This window comes from Thermococcus sp. (assembly GCF_026988555.1).
Classification (GTDB): Archaea; Methanobacteriota_B; Thermococci; order Thermococcales; family Thermococcaceae; genus Thermococcus.
Genome location: NZ_JALSLB010000042.1, coordinates 45218 through 65845, shown reverse-complemented (window position 1 = coordinate 65845; position 20628 = coordinate 45218). Strand labels below are relative to the sequence as shown.

General features: G+C 56.0%; 17 protein-coding genes, 1 tRNA gene and 2 rRNA genes. 16 read left to right on the top strand and 4 right to left on the bottom strand.

The genetic code is table 11. The features are described from left to right. The first annotated feature begins 101 nt into the window (after window positions 1–101). Both MVK60_RS06325 and MVK60_RS06320 read left to right on the top strand, forming a co-directional pair. Window positions 102–848, top strand: a complete 747-nt coding sequence (locus MVK60_RS06325) for a hypothetical protein (protein ID WP_297437572.1) — start codon at window positions 102–104, stop codon at window positions 846–848. Next, a complete protein-coding gene (locus MVK60_RS06320; RefSeq protein WP_297437672.1) occupies window positions 814–2229 on the top strand; it encodes a ribonuclease E/G in 1416 nt (471 codons plus the stop codon). Before MVK60_RS06325 ends, MVK60_RS06320 begins: the two co-directional genes overlap by 35 nt. Before the next feature lie 64 nt (window positions 2230–2293). Here MVK60_RS06320 and radB read toward each other — a convergent pair whose 3' ends face one another. After that, window positions 2294–3007 carry a DNA repair and recombination protein RadB gene (gene radB, locus MVK60_RS06315; RefSeq protein ID WP_297437570.1) on the bottom strand — a complete coding sequence of 238 codons (714 nt, stop codon included), beginning with the start codon at window positions 3005–3007 and terminating at the stop codon, window positions 2294–2296. A 15-nt stretch (window positions 3008–3022) separates the two neighbouring features. Continuing rightward, the gene (locus MVK60_RS06310) at window positions 3023–3658 is read right to left on the bottom strand and encodes an MBL fold metallo-hydrolase (protein ID WP_297437568.1); all 636 of its coding nucleotides are present in this window, start codon (window positions 3656–3658) and stop codon (window positions 3023–3025) included. A 105-nt stretch (window positions 3659–3763) separates the two neighbouring features. Between MVK60_RS06310 and MVK60_RS06305 the strand changes: the two genes are divergently transcribed. The 8 genes from MVK60_RS06305 to MVK60_RS06270 all read left to right on the top strand — a co-directional run bounded on the left by MVK60_RS06305 (window position 3764) and on the right by MVK60_RS06270 (window position 11931). Further along, window positions 3764–4465 (top strand): DUF1614 domain-containing protein, encoded by a 702-nt coding sequence (locus tag MVK60_RS06305; protein WP_297437670.1) that lies wholly within the window; start codon window positions 3764–3766, stop codon window positions 4463–4465. 72 nt (window positions 4466–4537) lie between these two features. Continuing rightward, window positions 4538–5377 (top strand): ribose-phosphate diphosphokinase, encoded by an 840-nt coding sequence (locus MVK60_RS06300; RefSeq protein ID WP_297437566.1) that lies wholly within the window; start codon window positions 4538–4540, stop codon window positions 5375–5377. A 75-nt stretch (window positions 5378–5452) separates the two neighbouring features. Beyond that, a complete protein-coding gene (locus MVK60_RS06295; protein WP_297437564.1) occupies window positions 5453–5680 on the top strand; it encodes a hypothetical protein in 228 nt (75 codons plus the stop codon). Further along, window positions 5680–5946, top strand: coding sequence for a hypothetical protein (locus MVK60_RS06290; RefSeq protein ID WP_297437562.1), 267 nt, complete (start codon window positions 5680–5682; stop codon window positions 5944–5946). Before MVK60_RS06295 ends, MVK60_RS06290 begins: the two co-directional genes overlap by 1 nt. A gap of 378 nt (window positions 5947–6324) precedes the next feature. Beyond that, a 16S ribosomal RNA gene (locus MVK60_RS06285) occupies window positions 6325–7810 on the top strand. 52 nt (window positions 7811–7862) lie between these two features. Further along, window positions 7863–7939, top strand: a tRNA-Ala gene (locus MVK60_RS06280). A gap of 120 nt (window positions 7940–8059) precedes the next feature. Next, a 23S ribosomal RNA gene (locus MVK60_RS06275) occupies window positions 8060–11085 on the top strand. The 16S and 23S rRNA genes sit together here with 1 tRNA gene alongside, the layout of an rRNA operon. A 279-nt stretch (window positions 11086–11364) precedes the next feature. Next, the gene (locus MVK60_RS06270) at window positions 11365–11931 is read left to right on the top strand and encodes a DUF366 family protein (RefSeq protein WP_297437560.1); all 567 of its coding nucleotides are present in this window, start codon (window positions 11365–11367) and stop codon (window positions 11929–11931) included. On the opposite strand, the gene MVK60_RS06265 is transcribed toward MVK60_RS06270, so the two are convergent. Continuing rightward, window positions 11925–12536: a hypothetical protein gene (locus MVK60_RS06265; protein WP_297437668.1), complete on the bottom strand. Its 612-nt coding sequence runs from the start codon at window positions 12534–12536 to the stop codon at window positions 11925–11927. The genes MVK60_RS06270 and MVK60_RS06265 overlap by 7 nt on opposite strands. A gap of 264 nt (window positions 12537–12800) precedes the next feature. Here MVK60_RS06265 and lysS point away from each other — a divergent pair, with 264 nt between their 5' ends. Genes lysS through MVK60_RS06250 form a run of 3 tightly spaced genes read left to right on the top strand, consistent with a single transcriptional unit; the run spans window position 12801 to window position 16281 of the window. Beyond that, window positions 12801–14381 (top strand): lysine--tRNA ligase, encoded by a 1581-nt coding sequence (lysS, locus tag MVK60_RS06260; RefSeq protein WP_297437666.1) that lies wholly within the window; start codon window positions 12801–12803, stop codon window positions 14379–14381. Between the two features lie 53 nt (window positions 14382–14434). Next, complete coding sequence (gene guaD, locus MVK60_RS06255; protein WP_297437557.1) at window positions 14435–15655, top strand: guanine deaminase; 1221 nt, start codon at window positions 14435–14437, stop codon at window positions 15653–15655. A gap of 41 nt (window positions 15656–15696) precedes the next feature. After that, complete coding sequence (locus MVK60_RS06250) at window positions 15697–16281, top strand: indolepyruvate oxidoreductase subunit beta (protein ID WP_297437664.1); 585 nt, start codon at window positions 15697–15699, stop codon at window positions 16279–16281. A gap of 9 nt (window positions 16282–16290) precedes the next feature. Here the strand turns inward: MVK60_RS06250 and MVK60_RS06245 are convergent, their stop codons facing one another. Further along, window positions 16291–17457, bottom strand: coding sequence for an MFS transporter (locus MVK60_RS06245; protein WP_297437555.1), 1167 nt, complete (start codon window positions 17455–17457; stop codon window positions 16291–16293). 87 nt (window positions 17458–17544) lie between these two features. Here MVK60_RS06245 and MVK60_RS06240 point away from each other — a divergent pair, with 87 nt between their 5' ends. Genes MVK60_RS06240 through MVK60_RS06230 form a run of 3 tightly spaced genes read left to right on the top strand, consistent with a single transcriptional unit; the run spans window position 17545 to window position 20626 of the window. Then, window positions 17545–18459, top strand: coding sequence for a phosphate uptake regulator PhoU (locus MVK60_RS06240; protein ID WP_297437662.1), 915 nt, complete (start codon window positions 17545–17547; stop codon window positions 18457–18459). A 60-nt stretch (window positions 18460–18519) separates the two neighbouring features. Then, window positions 18520–19440: an isoaspartyl peptidase/L-asparaginase family protein gene (locus MVK60_RS06235; protein ID WP_297437660.1), complete on the top strand. Its 921-nt coding sequence runs from the start codon at window positions 18520–18522 to the stop codon at window positions 19438–19440. 1 nt (window position 19441) lies between these two features. Then, complete coding sequence (locus tag MVK60_RS06230) at window positions 19442–20626, top strand: MFS transporter (RefSeq protein ID WP_297437553.1); 1185 nt, start codon at window positions 19442–19444, stop codon at window positions 20624–20626. The last annotated feature ends 2 nt before the right edge of the window (window positions 20627–20628 follow it).

The window sequence follows — 20628 nt, the reverse complement described above, 5'->3', positions numbered from 1 at the left end:
CATAATGAACTTAAAAAAAGCTTGTGGGTAAATGCTTTAATTTACCCAACCCATCGAAAACTACAAGTAGTGTGAGTTGGAGAGGATACAGGGGGGTGGCGATGGACGTTGACGAACTCAAGGCAAAGGTCGCACGCCTTGAGGCACTTCATGCGGAGTTTGAGCGCAAATTCCCGGCCATGTATGAGGAAACCGACTACGAATCCCTTTTAATGAATGTTAGGGAGCTTTACTCGCTCATCCTGGAAAAGCTGGAACTTGCGTCGGCCCTCTACCGGGAGCTTGCGCGAGTAGGAGGAAGGGTCGAGGGACTGACCAAGGAGATTCACCGCAACGAGCACCAGATGAAGTTCCGCCTTGAGGAGGTTCTCTCGCTCCTCTCGAAGGCGACGGACTACGACGCCCGCATAAAGTTCGGAACCGCGATGGACAGGCTCTCCAGATTTCACAGGGTTTATGACTACGCCGTCGGAAGGAGTTTAAGCGCTCTGGACGCGGAGGTAGAGGGGCTGACCCTTTTGATGGAGGGCGAAAAGGAAAAAAAGGTACCCCCGAGTATAATGGACAAGCTCAGGAAAATCGATGAAATCGAGGGCGAGCTCGAGGTTGTAAAAAGGTTTATGTTCCGGCTCTACACTCAACCCGGTGATGTTCACAAAGTCGAGGAGACCCTCAAGGACTGGCATTCCCGGGGCCTGCTCTGGGTTGAGGCGAGAAACGTTGAGAAACTGAGTGGTGTGCAGGACGCCGGCGAGATACTGGAAGGACTCGCGCTCATCGGAGTGGTGGAAAAGAAGATGAGGGGTGGTGAAGGTGTTTACAGGCACAGAACTTTCAGTCAGGGTTAGGGGCATCTACAGCACGGCCCTTACCAGGATGTTTCTTGAGAGGGGCTTCAGCATAAGCCAGCCAAGCCAGAAAATCGTTGAACGTCTGAACCTTGAGAAAACATATGACGAGTTCGATGTGGACGTGTACGACAAGAAAGACCGGCACGGAGTGGTGCTCGTTGGAACCGGCGTTGAGGCCGTTAGAGATGTGCTTGAGGAAGAGCTCATAGACGTGTTTTTTAGAAAACTCCCGTACCAGCTCTACGGTATATACAAGGGCATAGTGGTTAAGAGGGATGAACGCCACGTTTACGTGGACATTGGTAGCGCGATAGGCACGCTCTTCGTGGAGGAACTGCCCCACGCCATTGAAGGGGACGAGGTTCTGGTCCAGGTGAAGAAACACAACCTCCTCCCGCATCTGAGCGTTACGCTGACGATACCCGGGGACTATGCGGTTTTGATACCCAAGCCCGTTGGGGCCCAGAGACACGTCAAGATATCCCGGAAGATCCGGGACCCGAAGGAGCGTGAGCGCCTTAGGATACTGGGCCTCAGCGTTGACCTTGGAGACTGGGGCATCCTCTGGAGGACTGCCGCTGCCTACAAGGAGTGGGACGTTCTCAGGGGGGAGATAGAGGAGCTCTCAAAGTTTGCGGACAGGCTCCAGAAAGCCGACCTCTACAGCGCTCCGGAGAAGGTCATCGAGGGCAGGAACATCTACGAGGTTGAGTTTGGAGGGGGTGCGAAGAGGAAGCTGGATGAGATCAGGAATGGGGTTGTTCCGACTGTCGACGGCCATCACCAGCTCAAGGCGTACGACGTTGAGTTCAGCTTTGCCGTTGATATCGCTGAGGGTATCCTCTCCAGGGTGCCCGGACAGAGGGTCAAGGTCGATCAGGGGTTTTGGGAGACCCTAATCGATAAGAAAGGGCCGAGAAGGGGATGGCTCTTTACGCTGGACCACTGCAAACCTGACGGGCAGAGGATTCGGATAGGCCCGGGCGAGATCATGGAGATGAGCACCAATCCCCTGCGGATAGTGATGCGGCGCCGTCTTAAGCCCGGCAAGTTTTATGATGGATTAGACATCCCGATAGAGACAGGAGATTACGTGATAACAGAGATAGAGGCCGGTAAGTGGTGGTTTGTTCACAGATACTACGACCGCGATGGCAACCTAAAGGGTGAGTACTACAACATCAACACACCCGTGGAGATATACCCCGACCGTGCCCGCTACGTTGACATGGAGATAGACGTCGTCAAATGGCCTGATGGTAAGAAAGAGATAATAGACCAGGAGAAGCTCAGGGAGCACTACGATGAGGGCATAATCAGCGACAAGCTTTACAAAGCCGTTCTGAGGATAGCCCAAGAAGTCCACGACAGGATTTAAGCGGGGGCTTCTTCTCTTTTTATCTGCTTATCCACACCGCGCAATGATGTTGAGAGACGGGCCCCTATGAAGATATGCCTCTTGGCGTTTGCCCCGCTTGGTTTTGTCCCTGGTCGATAAAGGCGTCTTCAATTCCCTTCTCCGTTATCCTGAGATAAACCATGCCCCCCTCCGGCCGGAAGCGGTGCCTCTCCAGTACCGCCGCCCTCATCCCTCCACCGTTCAGCTTGTCCAGCCTGAGGATGTCCTTGCACCTGTAGTTCAACGTGTGCTCGGCCACGGGCTTCATCCGTCCGGCCCGGGAGTCGTAGTGTACCTGGTTTATTACGATTATGGGGATGTCGTGTTTTCGAGCCACCCATAGGAGGGTCTGTAGCTGTCTGCCAAGGTCTGCCGTGAGGTTCCTGCGGGACTCCTCAACTCGGTAGTGGGCGGTTATTGAATCAACGACTACAAGGGAGAACTCTCGGTTTATAACTCTTTTCAAACCCCCTATAACCCGTCGCTGCTCTTTAAAATCCATTGGGATGAACAGGAGAAACCTGCCAAGCGATTCTTCCGGGTTCAGTCCCCTGGCCTTGGACATCTGAGCCAGCCGCTCCGGTGAGAATCCTCCCTCCGTGTCAACGTACGCCACCTTCCCCCCGCTTAGGAGGGCGGCCTGCACTGCAAGGGTTGTTTTTCCGGTGGCGAAGCTACCATAAACCTGTGTTAGGACCCCTGGGGCAAAGCCACCCCCCAGCAGCTCGTCGAGCGATTCAACGCCTGTGGTGAGCATTCTCTCACCATCGCTTCAGGGGGAAAACTCTTCGTAGGGTTTCATGATCTTAAGGAGAACCCACACACGCTTCTTCCGTAGCTCCTCCTGCAGTCTCTCAACATCTGCTGTTCCATAGACGCCGTAGTGCATGGGGATGACTATGCGCGGTCGGATATCCTCTATTATCTGGACCGCCTCCCTCTCGTTTGCGGTTGAACGTCCGCTTATCGGCACCATCAGGATGTCCACCTTACCGCGCAGCTTCCCCATGTGGGGCGTTGTATAGGTATCGCCGGTGTGAAGGACGTTCTTCTCTCCTTCTATCAGGTATCCAAGTGGGTACTGGCTGGATGGGTGCTCCATGTAGAACGCCGTTAACCTGACCCCGTTACCAAGGTCAAGCGTCTGGCCCTCGTGTATCTCCTTAACTTTGGTGATTCCATCACTCACGGCCATCATGTAAACGGGTGGTGGCCCTATGACGGTGGCGTCCCTGAGCCTGGACAGGAGCTCAACCTTCCCGTAGTGGTCGCTGTGTTCGTGGGTGATTAAAATATAATCGACCTTTCCTATCCGATCATCATCAACATCTGGATATGGGTCGATCAGGATTCTCACACCGTTGGTCTCGACCCAGAAGCACGCGTGTCCGTACCAGATAATCTTCATCGGGCATACCTCCAATCTCCATTGGGGGAGGTGGACTTAAAGTTTTTGCCGGTCCCCCACGTTGGTTTTATAAACTGAAACGTTCTTTTTTCTGTGATGTCGGCGATGAATAAGCGCATCCTCATTCCCCCGGTCGCCCTCCCGGTTATTGGTCTCATGTTCCTCGCTCTCCTCCTCCTGTTCTTCCTGTTTTCTAGCGTAGTTGCGGCTGCTTTTTCAAAGTTGGGGATCCCGCCGGCCGTTGCCCTGATGCTGTTTCTTTTCTCGATCCTTGGCAGTTTCATCAACATTCCCATAGCGGAGGAACGGACGTACGAACCGGTACTGCGGGTCAGGCAGGTCGTCTTCATGGGGATACCGTATCCCGTTCCTTATCTTGATATGGAAGAGCATCGCGTTGTAATAGCTGTTAACGTTGGGGGTGCCCTCGTCCCACTTAGTGTGGTCCTGTACGAGCTGACCAGGGTATCTTTACTGGGGGAGACAAGGCTCCTCCTCAACATCGCTATCTCGGTAACTATTGCGGCGTTCCTCAGTCACGCGTTCTCCCGTCCCGTTCGTGGACTCGGTATCGCGATCCCCACCCTCATACCGCCCCTTATTGCCCTGGGTCTAGCTCTGATATTGGGTGGGAGCAATCCCCCACTCGTTGCGTACACCAGCGGTACGATGGGGGTTCTCGTAGGCGCTGATCTGATGAACTGGGACAGGATAAAGAGGCTTGGTGCCCCAATGGTTAGTATAGGGGGCGCGGGAACCTTCGACGGCATCTTCTTGGCGGGGCTGATAGCACTCCTACTTGTTTAACGTGTTGGTGTCATAGTTGGATTTTTAAGGATAAACCTTCCACATGTCCATGTTAAGTATGGGGGTGGTATCATGATCGTCGTTGGTTCAGGTGCGCTTCATCTTAGGGACGAGCTGGCGGCCCTCGGTGGGGAGATCGGTGGAATTGAAATTAGGAAGTTCCCCGACGGGGAGAAGTATGTCCGCGTTCTGGGAAGCGCTGAGGAGGTCACGGTGGTGAGCTCAACGTTCTTCCCTCAAGACGAGCACATAGTTGAGCTCCTGCTCATCGGCGATGCACTCAGGGAGCGCGGGGTTGAGAATCTTCGGGTGGTGATTCCATATTTCGGGTACTCGCGCCAGGATAGGGTCATCAGGGAGGGGGAGCCCATAAGCGTGAGGGCCGTTATGCGGGCTCTTGGTCTCTACTACGACGAGCTCTACGTCTTCGACCTTCACAACCCGGAAACGCTCAGGTTCTTCCCAGGTAAAGCGGTGAATCTGTCTCCAGCTGGAGCGATAGCTGATTATTTCGCTGAGAGGCTTGGGGAGGGGGTAGTTCTTGCCCCGGACAAAGGTGCTTTCGGTAGAGCCAGGGCGGTCGCCGAGAAGCTCGGCCTCGAGTACAGCCACTTCGAGAAGAAGCGCATTTCCCCGACGGAAGTCGAGATGAGGCCGGCCGATGTGGACATCGAGGGCAGGAACGTCCTGATAGTTGACGACATCATAAGCACGGGCGGGACGATGATCAAGGCGGCGAACCTGCTCAGGGGGATGGGTGCGGAGAAGGTTTTCGTTGCAGCAACTCACGGTGTCTTTGCGGAGGGAGCGGTGGAGAGGGTGAGCCAAGCCGTGGATGAGCTTGCGGTCACGAACACCATACCGACGCCGGTCTCAAGAATAAGCATCGTGCCGAAGATAGTAAGGCTGTGAGGCAGGACGATGGTCGGGATATATTCTCTCACTGCTATCTTAACATTTCTGACGTTTTTTGGAGCCGGACTTCTCATGGTGGTTTCCTTCCTCGTGGTTGACGATCTGGGTTCGGTAATCTCCTTCGCGAATGGACTCTCCATAGTTCTCTCGCTCATGGTGATCCTACTCGTATCAAAGCGCCTTATTCTCTCTATGGGTATAGAGGAAGAGGACACCAGAAAGCTTGCCCTTCTGGTTGGCATTCTTTCCGTCTCGATGTTCTACATAACTGTACCGGGTGCCTGCGGGTGGTGTCGCTGATGAAGAGAACCTTTCCTTACATAATAGGATTCATCCTTATGACACTCCTGGCGTCCCTTGATTTCGTTCTCTTTGTGAACAGGTTGATGCCGCTTGGGGGACGCTGGTTGTCGTTTGTGGCCTCTATCCCAACGGCGGTCCTCGGTGGCTACGTTGGGTTGTCAACTGGAAAGGGTCTTGGGTTGAGCCACGACGATGCACTCAATATGAGTGTCATTGTTTCGGTGGTTTCTGGTATCGTACTCATACTCTTCTTTCTGCTTTAACCCGCAAAAATTTTGCCGTTTTTATGTTTAAATTCATGAATATAATTGGGATTTTTAACAGTTTCTTTTTCAAAAATCTCCCTGGAACATCCTTTTGCAAAAATTTTGTATCAGTGGGGTTCACCGCTATTGGGTGGAGCGCCCGAATAGGGTGCGACAAAGCCCAGGTGCCAAGACGGCGGCGTCGGGGGGACAGGGTGCGAAGCACCCACAATGAACCCCGCCCTCCAACCATGGGCACAGCACGATGCGCTCCCAAGGAAACTCTGGAAGGAGGGTCCCTTGGGGGTAAGGCAGGCCCGACATCCCGACTAAACCCCGGACGGATATTTGGTACTTCCCCTTGAGGGAAGTCCCACCGGCCGTACTCCTTGCTCAATTCCGGTTGATCCTGCCGGAGGCCACTGCTATGGGGGTCCGACTAAGCCATGCGAGTCATGGGGCGCCTTGCGCGCACCGGCGGACGGCTCAGTAACACGTCGGTAACCTACCCTCGGGAGGGGGATAACCCCGGGAAACTGGGGCTAATCCCCCGTAGGCCTGAGGTACTGGAAGGTCCTCAGGCCGAAAGGGTCTTTGACCGCCCGAGGATGGGCCGGCGGCCGATTAGGTAGTTGGTGGGGTAACGGCCCACCAAGCCGAAGATCGGTACGGGCCATGAGAGTGGGAGCCCGGAGATGGACACTGAGACACGGGTCCAGGCCCTACGGGGCGCAGCAGGCGCGAAACCTCCGCAATGCTCGAAAGAGCGACGGGGGGACCCCCAGTGCCGTGGCATCGCCACGGCTTTTCCGGAGTGTAAAGAGCTCCGGGAATAAGGGCTGGGCAAGGCCGGTGGCAGCCGCCGCGGTAATACCGGCGGCCCGAGTGGTGGCCGCTATTATTGGGCCTAAAGCGTCCGTAGCCGGGCCAGTAAGTCCCTGGCGAAATCCCACGGCTCAACCGTGGGGCTTGCTGGGGATACTGCTGGCCTTGGGACCGGGAGAGGCGGAGGGTACTCCTGGGGTAGGGGTGAAATCCTATAATCCCAGGAGGACCGCCAGTGGCGAAGGCGCTCCGCTGGAACGGGTCCGACGGTGAGGGACGAAGGCCAGGGGAGCGAACCGGATTAGATACCCGGGTAGTCCTGGCTGTAAAGGATGCGGGCTAGGTGTCGGGTGAGCTTCGAGCTCGCCCGGTGCCGAAGGGAAGCCGTTAAGCCCGCCGCCTGGGGAGTACGGCCGCAAGGCTGAAACTTAAAGGAATTGGCGGGGGAGCACTACAAGGGGTGGAGCGTGCGGTTTAATTGGATTCAACGCCGGGAACCTCACCGGGGGCGACGGCAGGATGAAGGCCAGGCTGAAGGTCTTGCCGGACACGCCGAGAGGAGGTGCATGGCCGCCGTCAGCTCGTACCGTGAGGCGTCCACTTAAGTGTGGTAACGAGCGAGACCCGCGCCCCCAGTTGCCAGTCCTCCCCGTTGGGGAGGAGGCACTCTGGGGGGACCGCCGGCGATAAGCCGGAGGAAGGAACGGGCGACGGTAGGTCAGTATGCCCCGAAACCCCCGGGCTACACGCGCGCTACAATGAGCGGGACAATGGGAACCGACCCCGAAAGGGGAAGGGAATCCCCTAAACCCGCTCCCAGTTCGGATTGCGGGCTGCAACTCGCCCGCATGAAGCTGGAATCCCTAGTACCCGCGTGTCATCATCGCGCGGCGAATACGTCCCTGCTCCTTGCACACACCGCCCGTCACTCCACCCGAGCGGGGTCTGGATGAGGCCTGATCTCCCTTCGGGGAGGTCGGGTCGAGTCTGGGCTCCGTGAGGGGGGAGAAGTCGTAACAAGGTAGCCGTAGGGGAACCTACGGCTCGATCACCTCCTATCGCCGGAAAATCCGTCCGGGGGGTTTAAGGGATGTCGGGCCTGCTTCTGTGGGCCGGTAGCTCAGCCTGGGAGAGCGCCGGCTTTGCAAGCCGGAGGCCCCGGGTTCAAATCCCGGCCGGTCCACCACGAACAAGTGCACATCCTGAGCTAGGCTCGGGGTGGAAGGGTCCTAGGCCTCGAATAGGGGTCACGATGAGGACCGTGCATAGGCCGATTGACCCAAAAAATGCCCAGCCCTCTGAGTAGGGGGCAGAGAACCTAAGCCATCTGGTGGATGGCTCGGCTTGGGGCGCCGACGAAGGGCGTGGCAAGCTGCGATAAGCCCCGGCGAGGCGCAGGCAGCCGTCGAACCGGGGATTCCCGAATGGGACCTCCCGCGGCTCTTGCCGCACTCCCAGTCGGGAGGGGGAACGCGGGGAATTGAAACATCTTAGTACCCGCAGGAAAAGAAAGCAAAAGCGATGCCGTTAGTAGGGGCGACCGAAAGCGGCACAGGGCAAACTGAACCCTTCAGGGAAACCCGAAGGGGATGTGGTGTAGCAGGGCCCGCGAAGGAACCCTGGGAACGAAGCCGAAGTCTGCTGGAACGCAGCGCCGTAGAGGGTGAGAGCCCCGTAGGCGTAAGTTCCCGAGTTCCTGCGGTGTCCCTGAGTACCGTCGGTTGGATATCCGGCGGGAAGCTGGGAGGCATCGGCTCCCAACCCTAAATACGTCCCAAGACCGATAGCGAACTAGTACCGTGAGGGAAAGCTGAAAAGCACCCCTGGCAGGGGGTGAAAAGAGCCTGAAACCAGGCGGCGATAGGTGGGTGCGGCCCGAAAGGGTTGAGTCTCCCTGAAGGAAACACGGGTGACCGTGGAGTACGAGGGGAGAGGACCGGGGTTGCACCGTCCGTCTTGGATCACGGGGCAGGGAGTTCATCCGAGCGGCGAGGTTAAGGGGATCAACCCCGAAGCCACAGGGAAACCGACAGGTCCGCAGGCGCTGCCGAGGGACGGGGTGTGAAAGCGCCCGGAGTCGCTCGGATGAGACCCGAAGCCGGTCGATCTAGCCCGGGGCAGGGTGAAGTCCCTCAACAGAGGGATGGAGGCCCGATAGGGATGCTGACGTGCAATTCGCTCCTGTGACCTCGGGCTAGGGGTGAAAGGCCAATCGAGGCCGGCGATAGCTGGTTCCCGCCGAATTATCCCCTAGGATAGCCCGGTCGGAGGTAGGTGGTGGGGTAGAGCACTGATTGGGGGTTTAGGGGGAGAAATCCCCCGGCTCCCTGTCAAACTCCGAACCCACTGCCGTCGTAGATGGCCGGAGTAGGGTGACGGTGTAAGCCGTCAACCGAGAGGGGAACAACCCAGACCGGGGTTAAGGCCCCTAAATGCCGGCTAAGTGTTACTCCAAAGGGTGTCCCTGGCCTTAGACAGCGGGGAGGTAGGCTTAGAAGCAGCCATCCTTTAAAGAGTGCGTAACAGCTCACCCGTCGAGGTCAGGGGCCCCGAAAATGGACGGGGCTAAAGCCGGCTGCCGATACCCCGGCGCACGGACCGATTGGTCCGTGATCGGGTAGGCGGGCGTGCCGGTGGGGTGGAAGCCGGGCTGTAAGGTCCGGTGGACCCGTCGGTATTGTGGATCCTGCTGGTAGTAGCAGCATAGCCGGGTGAGAATCCCGGCCGCCGTAGGGGCCAGGGTTCCACGGCAATGTTCGTCAGCCGTGGGTTAGTCGGTCCTAAGCGGGTCCGTAACTCGGCGCCCGCAAAAGGGAAACGGGTTTATACTCCCGTACCGCGGTGGTAGGTGCGGCAACGCAAGCCCGGGGGGTGACGCCTCGGGGTAGGAGGACCGGTCCACAAGGCCGGCTAAGCGTATAAGTCCGGGGAGTGCCGTAATGGCGAGAACCGGATGAAAGCGCGAATGGCCTCCCGTAAGGGGGGTTCCGCCGATCCCTGGGGCCCGTGAAAAGCCCTCTGGGAACGATCCACCGCGACCGTACCGAGAACCGACACCGGTGCCCCTGGGTGAGAAGCCTAAGGCGTGTCGGGGGAAACCCAGCCGAGGGAACTCGGCAAATTGGCCCCGTAACTTCGGGAGAAGGGGTGCCTGCGGATGAGTAATCCGCAGGTCGCAGTGACTAGGAGGACCCGACTGTTTAGTAAAAACACAGGTCCCAGCTAGCCCGAAAGGGTTTGTACTGGGGCCGACGCCTGCCCAGTGCCGGTATGTGAAGCCCGGGTTCAACCGGGTGAAGCACCGGTAAACGGCGGGGGTAACTATAACCCTCTTAAGGTAGCGAAATTCCTTGTCGGTTAAATGCCGACCTGCATGAATGGCGTAACGAGGTCCTCACTGTCCCCGGCTGGGGCCCGGCGAAACCACTTCCAGGCGCATATGCCTGGGACCTCCGGTGGGAAGCGAAGACCCCATGGAGCTTTACTGCAGCCTGCCGTTGCCATACGGCGGGGGGTGCGCAGCGTAGGCGGGAGGCGTCGAAGCCCGTCCTCCGGGGCGGGTGGAGCCGTCCATGAGACACCGCCCACCCTCTGCCGTATGGCTAACCCGCGACGCGGGGACAGCGGTAGGTGGGCAGTTTGGCTGGGGCGGCACACCCTCGAAAAGGTATCGAGGGTGCCCTAAGGTCGGCTCAGGCGGGTCAGGAATCCGCCGTAGAGTGCAAGGGCAAAAGCCGGCCTGACTGGACCCGTAAAAGAGGCGGGTCCAGCCGCGAAAGCGTGGCCTAGCGAACCCCTGAGCCTCCCCGGTGGGGGCCAGGGATGACAGAAAAGCTACCCTGGGGATAACAGAGTCGTCTCGGGCGAGAGCCCATATCGACCCCGAGGCTTGCTACCTCGCTGTCGGCTCTTCCCATCCTGGTCCTGCAGCAGGGGCCAAGGGTGGGGGTGTTCACCCATTAAAGGGGAACGTGAGCTGGGTTTAGACCGTCGTGAGACAGGTCGGATGCTATCTACCGGAGGTGCTGGGTGCCTGAGGGGAAGGCTCCCTCAGTACGAGAGGAACAGGGAGCCGCGGCCTCTGGTCTACCGGTCCTCCTACAGGGGGTAGCCGGGCAGCTACGCCGTAGCCGATAAGGTCTGAAAGCATCTAAGGCCGAAGCGGCCCCTGAAAATAGGCACCCACTCCTAGGCGCAGGGGGTCGGGCGACCGGTCCTTTGCCTGGGACGAGGGCTCGGGAAGAAGACCCGTTTGATGGGGCGGGGATGTAAGCGGGAAGGGAAACCGACCCGTTCAGTCTGCCGCTCCCAACGGCCCGAGGATTCTGCCTCTGAAAGGAGGGCTGGGCATTTGATAGGTCAATCGGCCTGTGCGCGGTCCCAATCCCTTAATTCTAATGTTTTTCCACGATCATTAAGAACCTTCCAGTGGAGTCCTTTTGATGATTGAATATGGCTTTTAATTCTAGATCTTGAGGGCACCCCCTAGGATCTAGAGATACCTATCAAAGACGTTAAAATCACCGTCCCTTCTATTGGTTCATCCCGTGGGTGGGGACACAAAAAGCTTTGAAGGGTTGATGGAACTTCCTGAAAGGATGGGGTGATATCATGGAGCTGCTCATCGTGAAGGATAGAATCATAGACTACGACGGTTCCGCAATAGGGGGCCACTGGGCCTACAAGAACTTTGGAATCCTCGGAAACTCGCTAGTCGTCTTCCGAGGAAAGTGCGACGTTAAAGTGGAGGAGATGATAGACATCGAGGATTTAAGGGCGAGCAAGGAAATCAAGAGCAACGACATGGTTCACTACATAATCGAGGTCTTTGACCTTGTCAACACCCTCTTCGCCTCAACGCTCCAGAAGCTCTTCATAGCGAGGCTCTGCGGGGTTCTGGCTGAATACGGCGTGAAAACCCACAGAAAGGGCGACGACATATACGTGAACGGTAAAAAGCTCAGCATATCCATAGCGACGGTCTCTCCCGTGAGCGTCAAAATTCACATCGGGATAAACGTCGAGGCCAAAGGAATCCCGGAGGGCGTGGATGCCATCGGCCTTAAGGAGCTTGGCATTACCGACGTTGGGAAGTTCATGGAGAGGACGGGGAAAGCCCTCATCGGGGAGTTCAAAAAGGTTAAGAAAGATAGCCTGAAGGTCAGGTGGGCTCAGTAGATTAGAAACAGAAGGGTTCCAACAAGGGGGACGGCCAAGTTATCATCTAACCAGGGCTGGTACTCGGTCATCATTAAAATTGCCGCCCAGCCTATTTTTCCAATAGTTCCCGCTTCTAAGAGGGTAAAGGCGATGAATACCGCAGTGACAAGGTAAGCTAGACTGCCGGTCCAGTGTTTCCTGAGCTTCACGTTGAAGCCGTGTCTCCTGAAGTAGAAATCTCTTACAACCCCTGTAATGCCATCGCTGATCGCCATGGTCAGTAACAGGGCCGTCGCGTACTCCCGCGGGAGAGCCAGCGGAACAACCGAGGCGGAAAAAGCGAAGAAGACCTCCCCGTAGTTGTGCTCTATCTGGTACCATGAGAACTCCTTCTTCCTGAGGTGGGGCCATAGTTGAAAGATGGCGAAAAGGAATGCGGCGGCGCTGAAGACTTCCTTTGGAATCAGGCCGTAGTAGAACATTATCACGGCCGGAACTATGCTGAAGTGGATTATCTTCCTATTTATCCACGCCCAATCGGGACCGAGGCGTTTGGTGATTCCGATGGCGACCACTATAAAAGTTGCGGCGATAAGAGCGTAGAGTGTCCATTCGGGCAGCATATATCCCACCAAAAAATAAAGCGGGTTGGGGTTAATATGACTTACTCTCGAAGTCTCTCCAACCACCGTGAGGGCATTGACAAAATCACTCACGTGAACCACAATATGCCCCCCGCTCACCCTCTTTGATTCCCTTATTGACCCCCGTAGTTACATTATCAAAAGATTATTACTAATATCAGTGCTTTTTTCCCTTTATGAATTGTTAGTCGAACGAAGCTTAACCTTAAAAGCCCTAGGGAATAGCTTAGCCGGGTGGTGAGAATGGTTCACTGGGCCGATTATATGGCTGAAAAGATAATTCATGAAAGGGGCGACAAAGAGGAGTACGTTGTCGAGAGCGGAATCACCCCGAGCGGTTACGTTCACATAGGGAACTTCAGAGAGTTCTTCACTTCTTATATAGTGGGCCACGCTTTGAGGGACAGGGGAAAGAAAGTCCGTCACATCCACATGTGGGACGACTACGACCGCTTCAGGAAGGTTCCAAAGAACGTTCCTGCGGGATGGAAGGAGCACCTCACGAGGCCGGTTCGCGAGGTTCCGGACCCGTGGGGCTGCCACGATAGCTACGCGGAGCATTTTATGGAGAAGTTCGAGAATGAAGTTAGAAAGCTCGGAATCGAGGTGGACTTCCTCTACGCGAGCGATCTGTACAAGTCTAGTGAATACGCAGAGGAGATAAGGCGCGCCCTGGAGAAGCGCGACGAAATCAAAGCGGTTCTCGATAACTACCGCGAGAGGGCGAAGCAGCCACCCCTTGAGGAGAGCTGGCAGCCGGTCATGGTGTACTGCCCGAAGTGCAGGAGGGAAGCCGAGTTCGTTTCTTGGGACGGCGAGTGGAATGTCAAATACCACTGCGAGCACTGCGGGAGTGAGGGTGAAACCGACATAAGGGAGGGCAACGTCAAGCTCCGCTGGCGCGTGGACTGGCCGATGCGCTGGGCCCACTTCAATGTGGACTTCGAACCGGCCGGAAAGGACCACCTCGCCGCCGGAAGTTCCTACGACACAGGCAGGGAGATTTCGGAAAAGGTATTCGGTTGGAAGGCACCTATGACGCTCATGTATGAGTTCGTTGGAATCAAGGGTCAGAAAGGTAAGATGAGCGGGAGCAAGGGCAACGTCATCCTTCTCAGTGACCTCTACGAGGTCCTCGAGCCGGGGATAATCCGTTTCATCTACGCTAAGTCTAGGCCTAACAAGGAGCTGAAGATAGACCTCGGTTTGGGATTGCTTAATCTCTACGACGAGTTTGACAAAATTGAGAGGATTTACTTCGGCCTTGAGGATGCTAAGAACCAGGAGGAGGAAGATGAACTCAAGAGAACCTACGAGCTCTCGATGCCGGAGGTTCCCGACAGATTGACCGCGCAGGCGCCATTCAGGTTCCTGGTTACGCTCGTCCAGATGCCCCACCTCGATGAGGATGGGATAATCAGGGTTCTCCAAGAGCAGGGCCACATTTCCGAGAACATCCACAAGGAGGACCTTGAGCGGATGAGATTGAGGATTAAGCTTGCCAAGAACTGGGTCGAGAAGTACGCCCCGGAGAACATCAAGTTCAGTCTCCTAGAGGAGCCCCCTGAGATTGAGTTCAAGGCCGAAATCCGAGAGGCCATGTTTGAGGTGGCCGGCTGGCTCGAAGAACACGAGAAATTTCATGTTAACGAACTCAACAACGTTATCTTCGATGCCGCCAAGAAGCGTGGAATCACGAGCAGGGAGTGGTTTAAGGCGCTATACAACCTTTTCATAGGTAAGGACCGTGGTCCGAGGCTCGCGCCTTTCCTAGCCTCACTTGACAGGGAGTTCGTCGTCAGGCGCCTCCGCCTGGAGGCCTGACTTTAAAAACTTTTTAATATCCCAAAACCCAACCAGTTTCCCGGGTGTTATTCATGAAGGTATACCACGGCAGAATCCTCAGTTTTGAAGACCCCACATCACCCAGAGAATACGGTTATATGGCCGTCGATGACAACGGCAGGATAGTTTCCCTGTCCCATGAGAGACAGGACGTTGGGGGCGAGTTCGTTGACTATTCCGGATACCTAATACTCCCGGGCTTTGTTGACGCTCACATTCACCTCCCTCAGTTCCATCGGAGGGCCATGATAAGCAACTCCCTTTTGGAGTGGCTTGAGCGTCACATCTTCCCCGCGGAGATGAAGTTCTCCGATCCGAGCCTTGCCAGGAATATTGCACGGGAGTTCTTCTCAGCGCTTCTCAGGAATGGAACGACTACCGCCGCTGTTTACTCCTCCCCTCACAGGGAATCCACCAATATAGCTTTCGAAGAGGCGGCAAAAAGCGGGATACGGGCCGTTATAGGCCAGGTTCTCATGGATATGAATGGGCCGGAGGAGCTTCTAACAACGCCCGAGAAAGCCGTTGAGGACATCAGGGGAGTGGCCTCAAGATGGCACGGCTTTGATGACCGGCTCTTCTACGCCGTAACTCCGCGCTTCGCCGTGAGTTGTAGCATGGCCCTCCTGAAGGCGGCTTCAGAAATAGCCAGGAGGCTGAACCTCTATGTCCAGACCCATCTGTCGGAGCAGTTGGGGGAGATCGCCGAGGTTATGAGGCTTTTCCCGGGTTTTGAATCATACACCGAGATTTATCTGAGGGCGGGTCTGCTCGGTGAGAAAACCATAGTGGGTCATGCCATTCATCTCGACGATAGAGAGAGGAAACTGCTGGCCGGGACCCGCACGAAGATAGCCCATTGCCCGTCGTCCAATTTCTTCCTTCACAGCGGTGTTATGGACTTGGAAGCCCATGAGCGCTTTGGTCTAACCATTGCCCTCGGTTCTGACGTTGGTGCGGGGCCCTTTATTTCGATGTTCAACGTCCTGAGGGATGCGTACTACGCTAACGCGATGAGCCCGGCCAAGGCGTTCCATCTCCTGACCATGGGGGGCGCGAGGGTACTGGGGATGGAGGACAGAATCGGAAGCCTTGAACCCGGAAAGGAGGCTGACTTTGTCGTTCTGAACCCTGGGCCGCTGGCGTCTATCCATGACGATCTCGAAGTCCTGCTCTCCCGGCTCATGATACTGGGCGATGAGAGGAACGTGGTGGCGACCTACGTGCGTGGAAAACGATTATGGCCGTCCTAATCTTTAAAAACGTCAAGGTTCCATAGCCCGTGGTGGTGCGGATGGAGTTCAACCTCATAATTACTGGCGTCGGTGGTCAGGGGGGCCTCACCCTTTCCAGGATAGTTGGAAACGCCGCGATGCAGAAGGGCTACAACGTTAGAATCGGTGAAACCCTTGGGATGAGCCAGCGCTATGGAAGCGTCCTCAGCTACCTTCGGTTTGGGGAGGAAGTCTACTCACCTCTCATCGAGGAGGGTGGGGCAAACCTCATGCTCGCCCTTGAACCGGCCGAAGCGCTGAGGAACGCCCGCTTTTTGGGGAAGGATAGCCGTGTGGTAGTCAATGCCTACCCGATACACACCGCGACGACCCTCGTCGGAAAGGAGAAGTACCCGGAGCTGGAGGAGATAGAGGCTGCCCTGGGAAGAATCTGCCCCGTATACATGATGGACTTCCAGCGCGAGGCCGATGGGATAAACCCCAGAACCCTCGGCGTCCTGATGCTCGGCTACGCCTACGGGAAAGGCCTTGTGCCACTCAAGAAGGATTCCCTGCTGGAGGGAATAAGGCTCACCCTCAGGGAGAGGCTCTGGGAGGTCAACTTCAGGGCCCTTGAGCGGGGTATCGAACTCGCGAAGGCCTGATTTTTCTTATCATTTGTTGTGTTTCATGAAGAATGCGTAGAATATCGCCGTTGCCATGACGTAGAGCGCCGCCGTCGCGTAAAACGGATAGCTCAGTGAGGTGCCAAAGAGCAGGCCACCGACGCAGTTTCCCCCGCCGCGCATGAAGGTCGAGAAGGCCCTCCTTATCCCTGCCGCGGTGGCTTTCTCCTCGGTTGAGAAGAAGCCCACCATGAATGAGTCGTTTATGGGCCAGACTATGTTCATGAGGATGGAGCGGAGAACGTACAGAAGGGCCGCCAGTAGGAAGGTCCCTACCGAGGGAAATATCGCGAAGAGAAAGGCAGCCGTGCTCTGGAACGATGTTATCACCTTAACCGGTCCTATCCTCTGAACCAGCTTTGGAAGTCCGAAGGAGCCGAGACCCATCGCCAGCTGCTGGAAGAAGAATATCCCGCTTATTGCCGTTAGGGTCTGTCCAAACCTCATGTTGAAGTACAGGCTCATGTAGGGTATCGTTATCCCCGCCCCGAAGCCTATCAGCGCGCTCGGGAGGGAGAACTTGAGTATCTTGATGACCAGCTCGTGGTTCCAGTTTATCCTGGGGTTTCTCACGGGAACATCGCTTATCATGAGCAGTGCCGGGATCACTATGGCGAACTGGAGGAGCGCCAGCGAGATGACCAGCCTGTAGGCCATTCCCCCGGAGAGGCCTAACCCCACGAAAAAGTTCGGTGCAAATCCCGCCACGAGTACACCCGCGGCGTTGAAAATGGTCCCCAGACCGAAGCTTATTGAGAACGCGTGATGGCGTCTCTCCTCTCCGACCTCCTCGCTGAGTAGCGCCGTGAAGTTCGGCTGTCTGAGCCCCATGTTGACTCCAACCAGGAAGAAGCCAAGGGCGAGGACGTAGTCGTTTAGCGCCGCCACCTGGAGTAATCGGCCTGCGAGGCCAAGAAGCGCGCTCATCATGAGTGTTTTTCTATAACCCATCTTGAGCGAGATTGGTCCCGCCAAGAGGAAGAACAGTCCTCCAGTGAACGTTTGAACCGAGAAGAACGTACCCATAGCGCCCATGTTGTAGCCGAGGATCCTGAGGTAGAAGGGCATTACGAATACCGAGAATTGGAGGAAGAGCTGGCCCGCCGCGTTGGCCGCTATGAGTACTTTTGCGTCCCTGCCGTAACCCGAGAGCATGCCCTAACCTAAATCTTAGCGTTTATAAGTCTATCGAAGTGAAGCCTTTTATTATTTCGAACGTTCCATATACCCGTGGTGGTATCTATGGAGTTTCGAAAGGTTCAATTTACCGGTAGGAGTTCCTACATAATATCCCTCCCAAAAAAATGGGTCATTGAGAATGGACTAAAGCAGGGAGACGTTATACCCCTCTCTATAAACTCAGATGGGAGCATCACGATTTTTCCCAAGGAGCCAAGGGAAGTGAGTGAGGAGAAGATACTGGAAATATCCAAGGAGTACTCACCGGATATGGCGGTCAGGCTGGTGATCTCGGCTTACATCCAGGGCTACGACATCCTGGAAATCCGATTCTCTGAGGAGATGCCGATATACAAGGTGAAGATAAGAAAGGTTCTCCAGAGTCTTCCAGGTGTGGAGATAGTGATGGACGAGTACCAGAGGATGGTCGCCAAGAGCCTCTTGGATGAGGAGGAGGTGAACCTTGCCGAGCTCCTCAACCGGATTAAGTCGCTGGTTCTATCGATGTTAGGCGATCTTGAGCTCCTCATAAACTCCCCAGGAGACGGTGAGATACTCAGGGACATCAACGACCTTGAGAACGAGCTTGACAGGTTCTATTTCCTCATAATCCGGGCGGTAAACCGTCTCTTGAGTAAACGAGAGGTAACTGAGGAAAGTGGAATGATAAAGCGCTCTTTTGACCTCTTAGGTATCCTGTTCATAGTACGCAACATAGAGCGCATAGGGGACCACATCACCCGTATATCCGAGAACCCTGGGAGGATCAACGTTTCGTACCTCCGGGAGAAGTTCAACGAGATGATGGTCCAGGTGGAGGAGCGCAACCTGGGTAAAATCGACCGCCTTATGCTGGAGCTCAAGGTCAAGGTCCGCGGTATCGACTACCGGCAATCCATAGCGCTCGAGAGCTACCGCAGGATTCTGGAATACTTGGAGAACATTGGTGAGAGCGTCATCAACATGGCATTGAGCTGATTTCTCTTCATTTCCATAATCCTTTTAACCTTTCGAGCATTTTTTTCTTCGGTGGTTCTCATGGTTGCGATAATAGTCCACGGTGGTGCTGGAACGATAAAGAAGGAGGAGAGAATCCCTAAGGTAATGGGCGGTGTCAGGGAGGCTGTCATGGCTGGTTGGCGCGAGCTCAGAAGAGGTTCCGCCCTGGATGCGGTTGAAGAGGCTGTTAAATCCATGGAGGATAACCCAATTTTCAACGCTGGAACCGGAAGTGTTTTGACCCTTGATGGCAGGGTTGAAATGGATGCGGCGGTTATGCGTGGGAAGGGCCTTGAGGCCGGGGCAGTTGCAGGTATATGGGGAGTTAAAAACCCGATAAGCGTGGCTAGGAGGGTCATGGAGAAAACAGACCACGTGCTCCTTGGGGGGGAGGGGGCCATTAAGTTCGCCCGCCTTATGGGTTTTGGGGAGTACAACCCAATAACGGAGGAGAGGAGAAGGCAGTGGGAGGAGCTCCGCAGGAAGCTCATTGAGAAGGGGGAAGCGGGTCACTGGAAAAAACTCAACGAGCTGATAAAGGAGTATCCCGAAGTTCTCAGGAGTACCGTGGGAGCCGTCGCCTTCGACGGCGAGGAAGTTGTGGCGGGCACCTCGACCGGTGGGGTTTTCCTCAAGATGTTCGGGCGGATTGGGGACACACCCCTTATTGGTGCCGGGACGTACGCGGATGAGTTTGCCGGCGCATCGGCCACTGGCATTGGAGAGGTCATGATAAGACTCGTTCTTGCGAAGAGTGCCGCGGATTTTGTACACCTCGGTCTTGACGCCCTGCGGGCCAGTGAGGCGGCGATTGGCCTCGCAACGAAGTACTTCGGTGAGAACGTGGCTGGAATAATAATGATAGACCGGAACGGGAATGTTGGGTTCTCGAAAAACACAAAACATATGAGCGTTGCGTACATGAAGGACGGGATGCCGGAGCCGTACACGGGGATCTGATATGGGAACCCGGGACATCTGGTTTCTTCACGCCTCAACCTTTCTGTTTTTTCTGGGAATGGCGGTAGTGAACCCTATAATCTCTCCTTTTGTTATAAACCTGGGGGCGGATCCTCTTTTGGTTGGAACCGTGGCGGCGGTGGCCTCGATAGTTTCCCTGATGTTTAAACCGTTCGGAGGTTTTCTGGGAGATAGAGGGCTCAAATTCCATATGATGGCGCTGGGCTCCCTTCTGGGTGCGGTGGGCGGCGTGCTCTACATGATCTCAGCCTTCTCCAGCAATCTTTGGATCTTCGCCTTTGGAAGGGCCGTTCACGGGTTTGGTATGGCCCTGTTCTTTCCGTCGTCCCTTGCGAGTGCCATAGACCTGGCCCCCGAGGGAGAGGTCGGTGCCACCCTTGGATGGAGGGGCATGATGTTCTCGATGGGCAACCTCGTGGGGCCGGGTATAGGTGGTTACGCCGCCCAGTTCTTCGGGTTCAACGCGGTCTTTGCACTGACGGTTACCCTGTCGATCGCGGCCATCGCCTTTGTTTTTGCTGCCTACAGACGGACGGGGGTGTACGTGAGTACTGGCGGGGAGGGGAGACGTGGGAAGGCGGATTATAGACACCTGCTCATGCCCTTCTTCGTTGCCGCATCTTTGGCCCTCTTTTTCATGTCGTTTACGTACGGGGGCCTTATGACATTTCTTCCAGCATTCTACGCCAAACTGGGTTTTGGAACGGGTGTTTTTGGTCTCTACGCAAGTGTAATGGGGGGTGCCAGCCTTGTAACCCGGGTTTTCGGAGGCAAAGAGGCCGACCGGCGCGGCCCCCTTCCGGTGGTTACGGTGGGCCTCTTTATGGTGCTGCTCTCCTACGTAGCCCTCGATGGGTACATGCAACCTCCGATGTCCTACATCAGTGCCATCCTCCTTGGTGCCGGTTTCGGCTTCGCCGTTCCCGCCCTCCAGGTTATGGCGCTTGCGAGGCTTCCGCAGGGCATAAGAACCGTCGGCTCGGGGATCTACACGATGTTCTTTGATCTTGGGTACTTATCGGGGCCGATAATCCTCGGGTATGTGGCCAAGGTCAGGGGATACTCGGCCGTGTTTCCCATTCTCCCCTTCATACTTCTGGCCTCCCTCCTGGTGGCCCAACTGCCAAGGTTTTTAAGGGAGAGCAAGGAGCTGGGTGGGGGATGAGG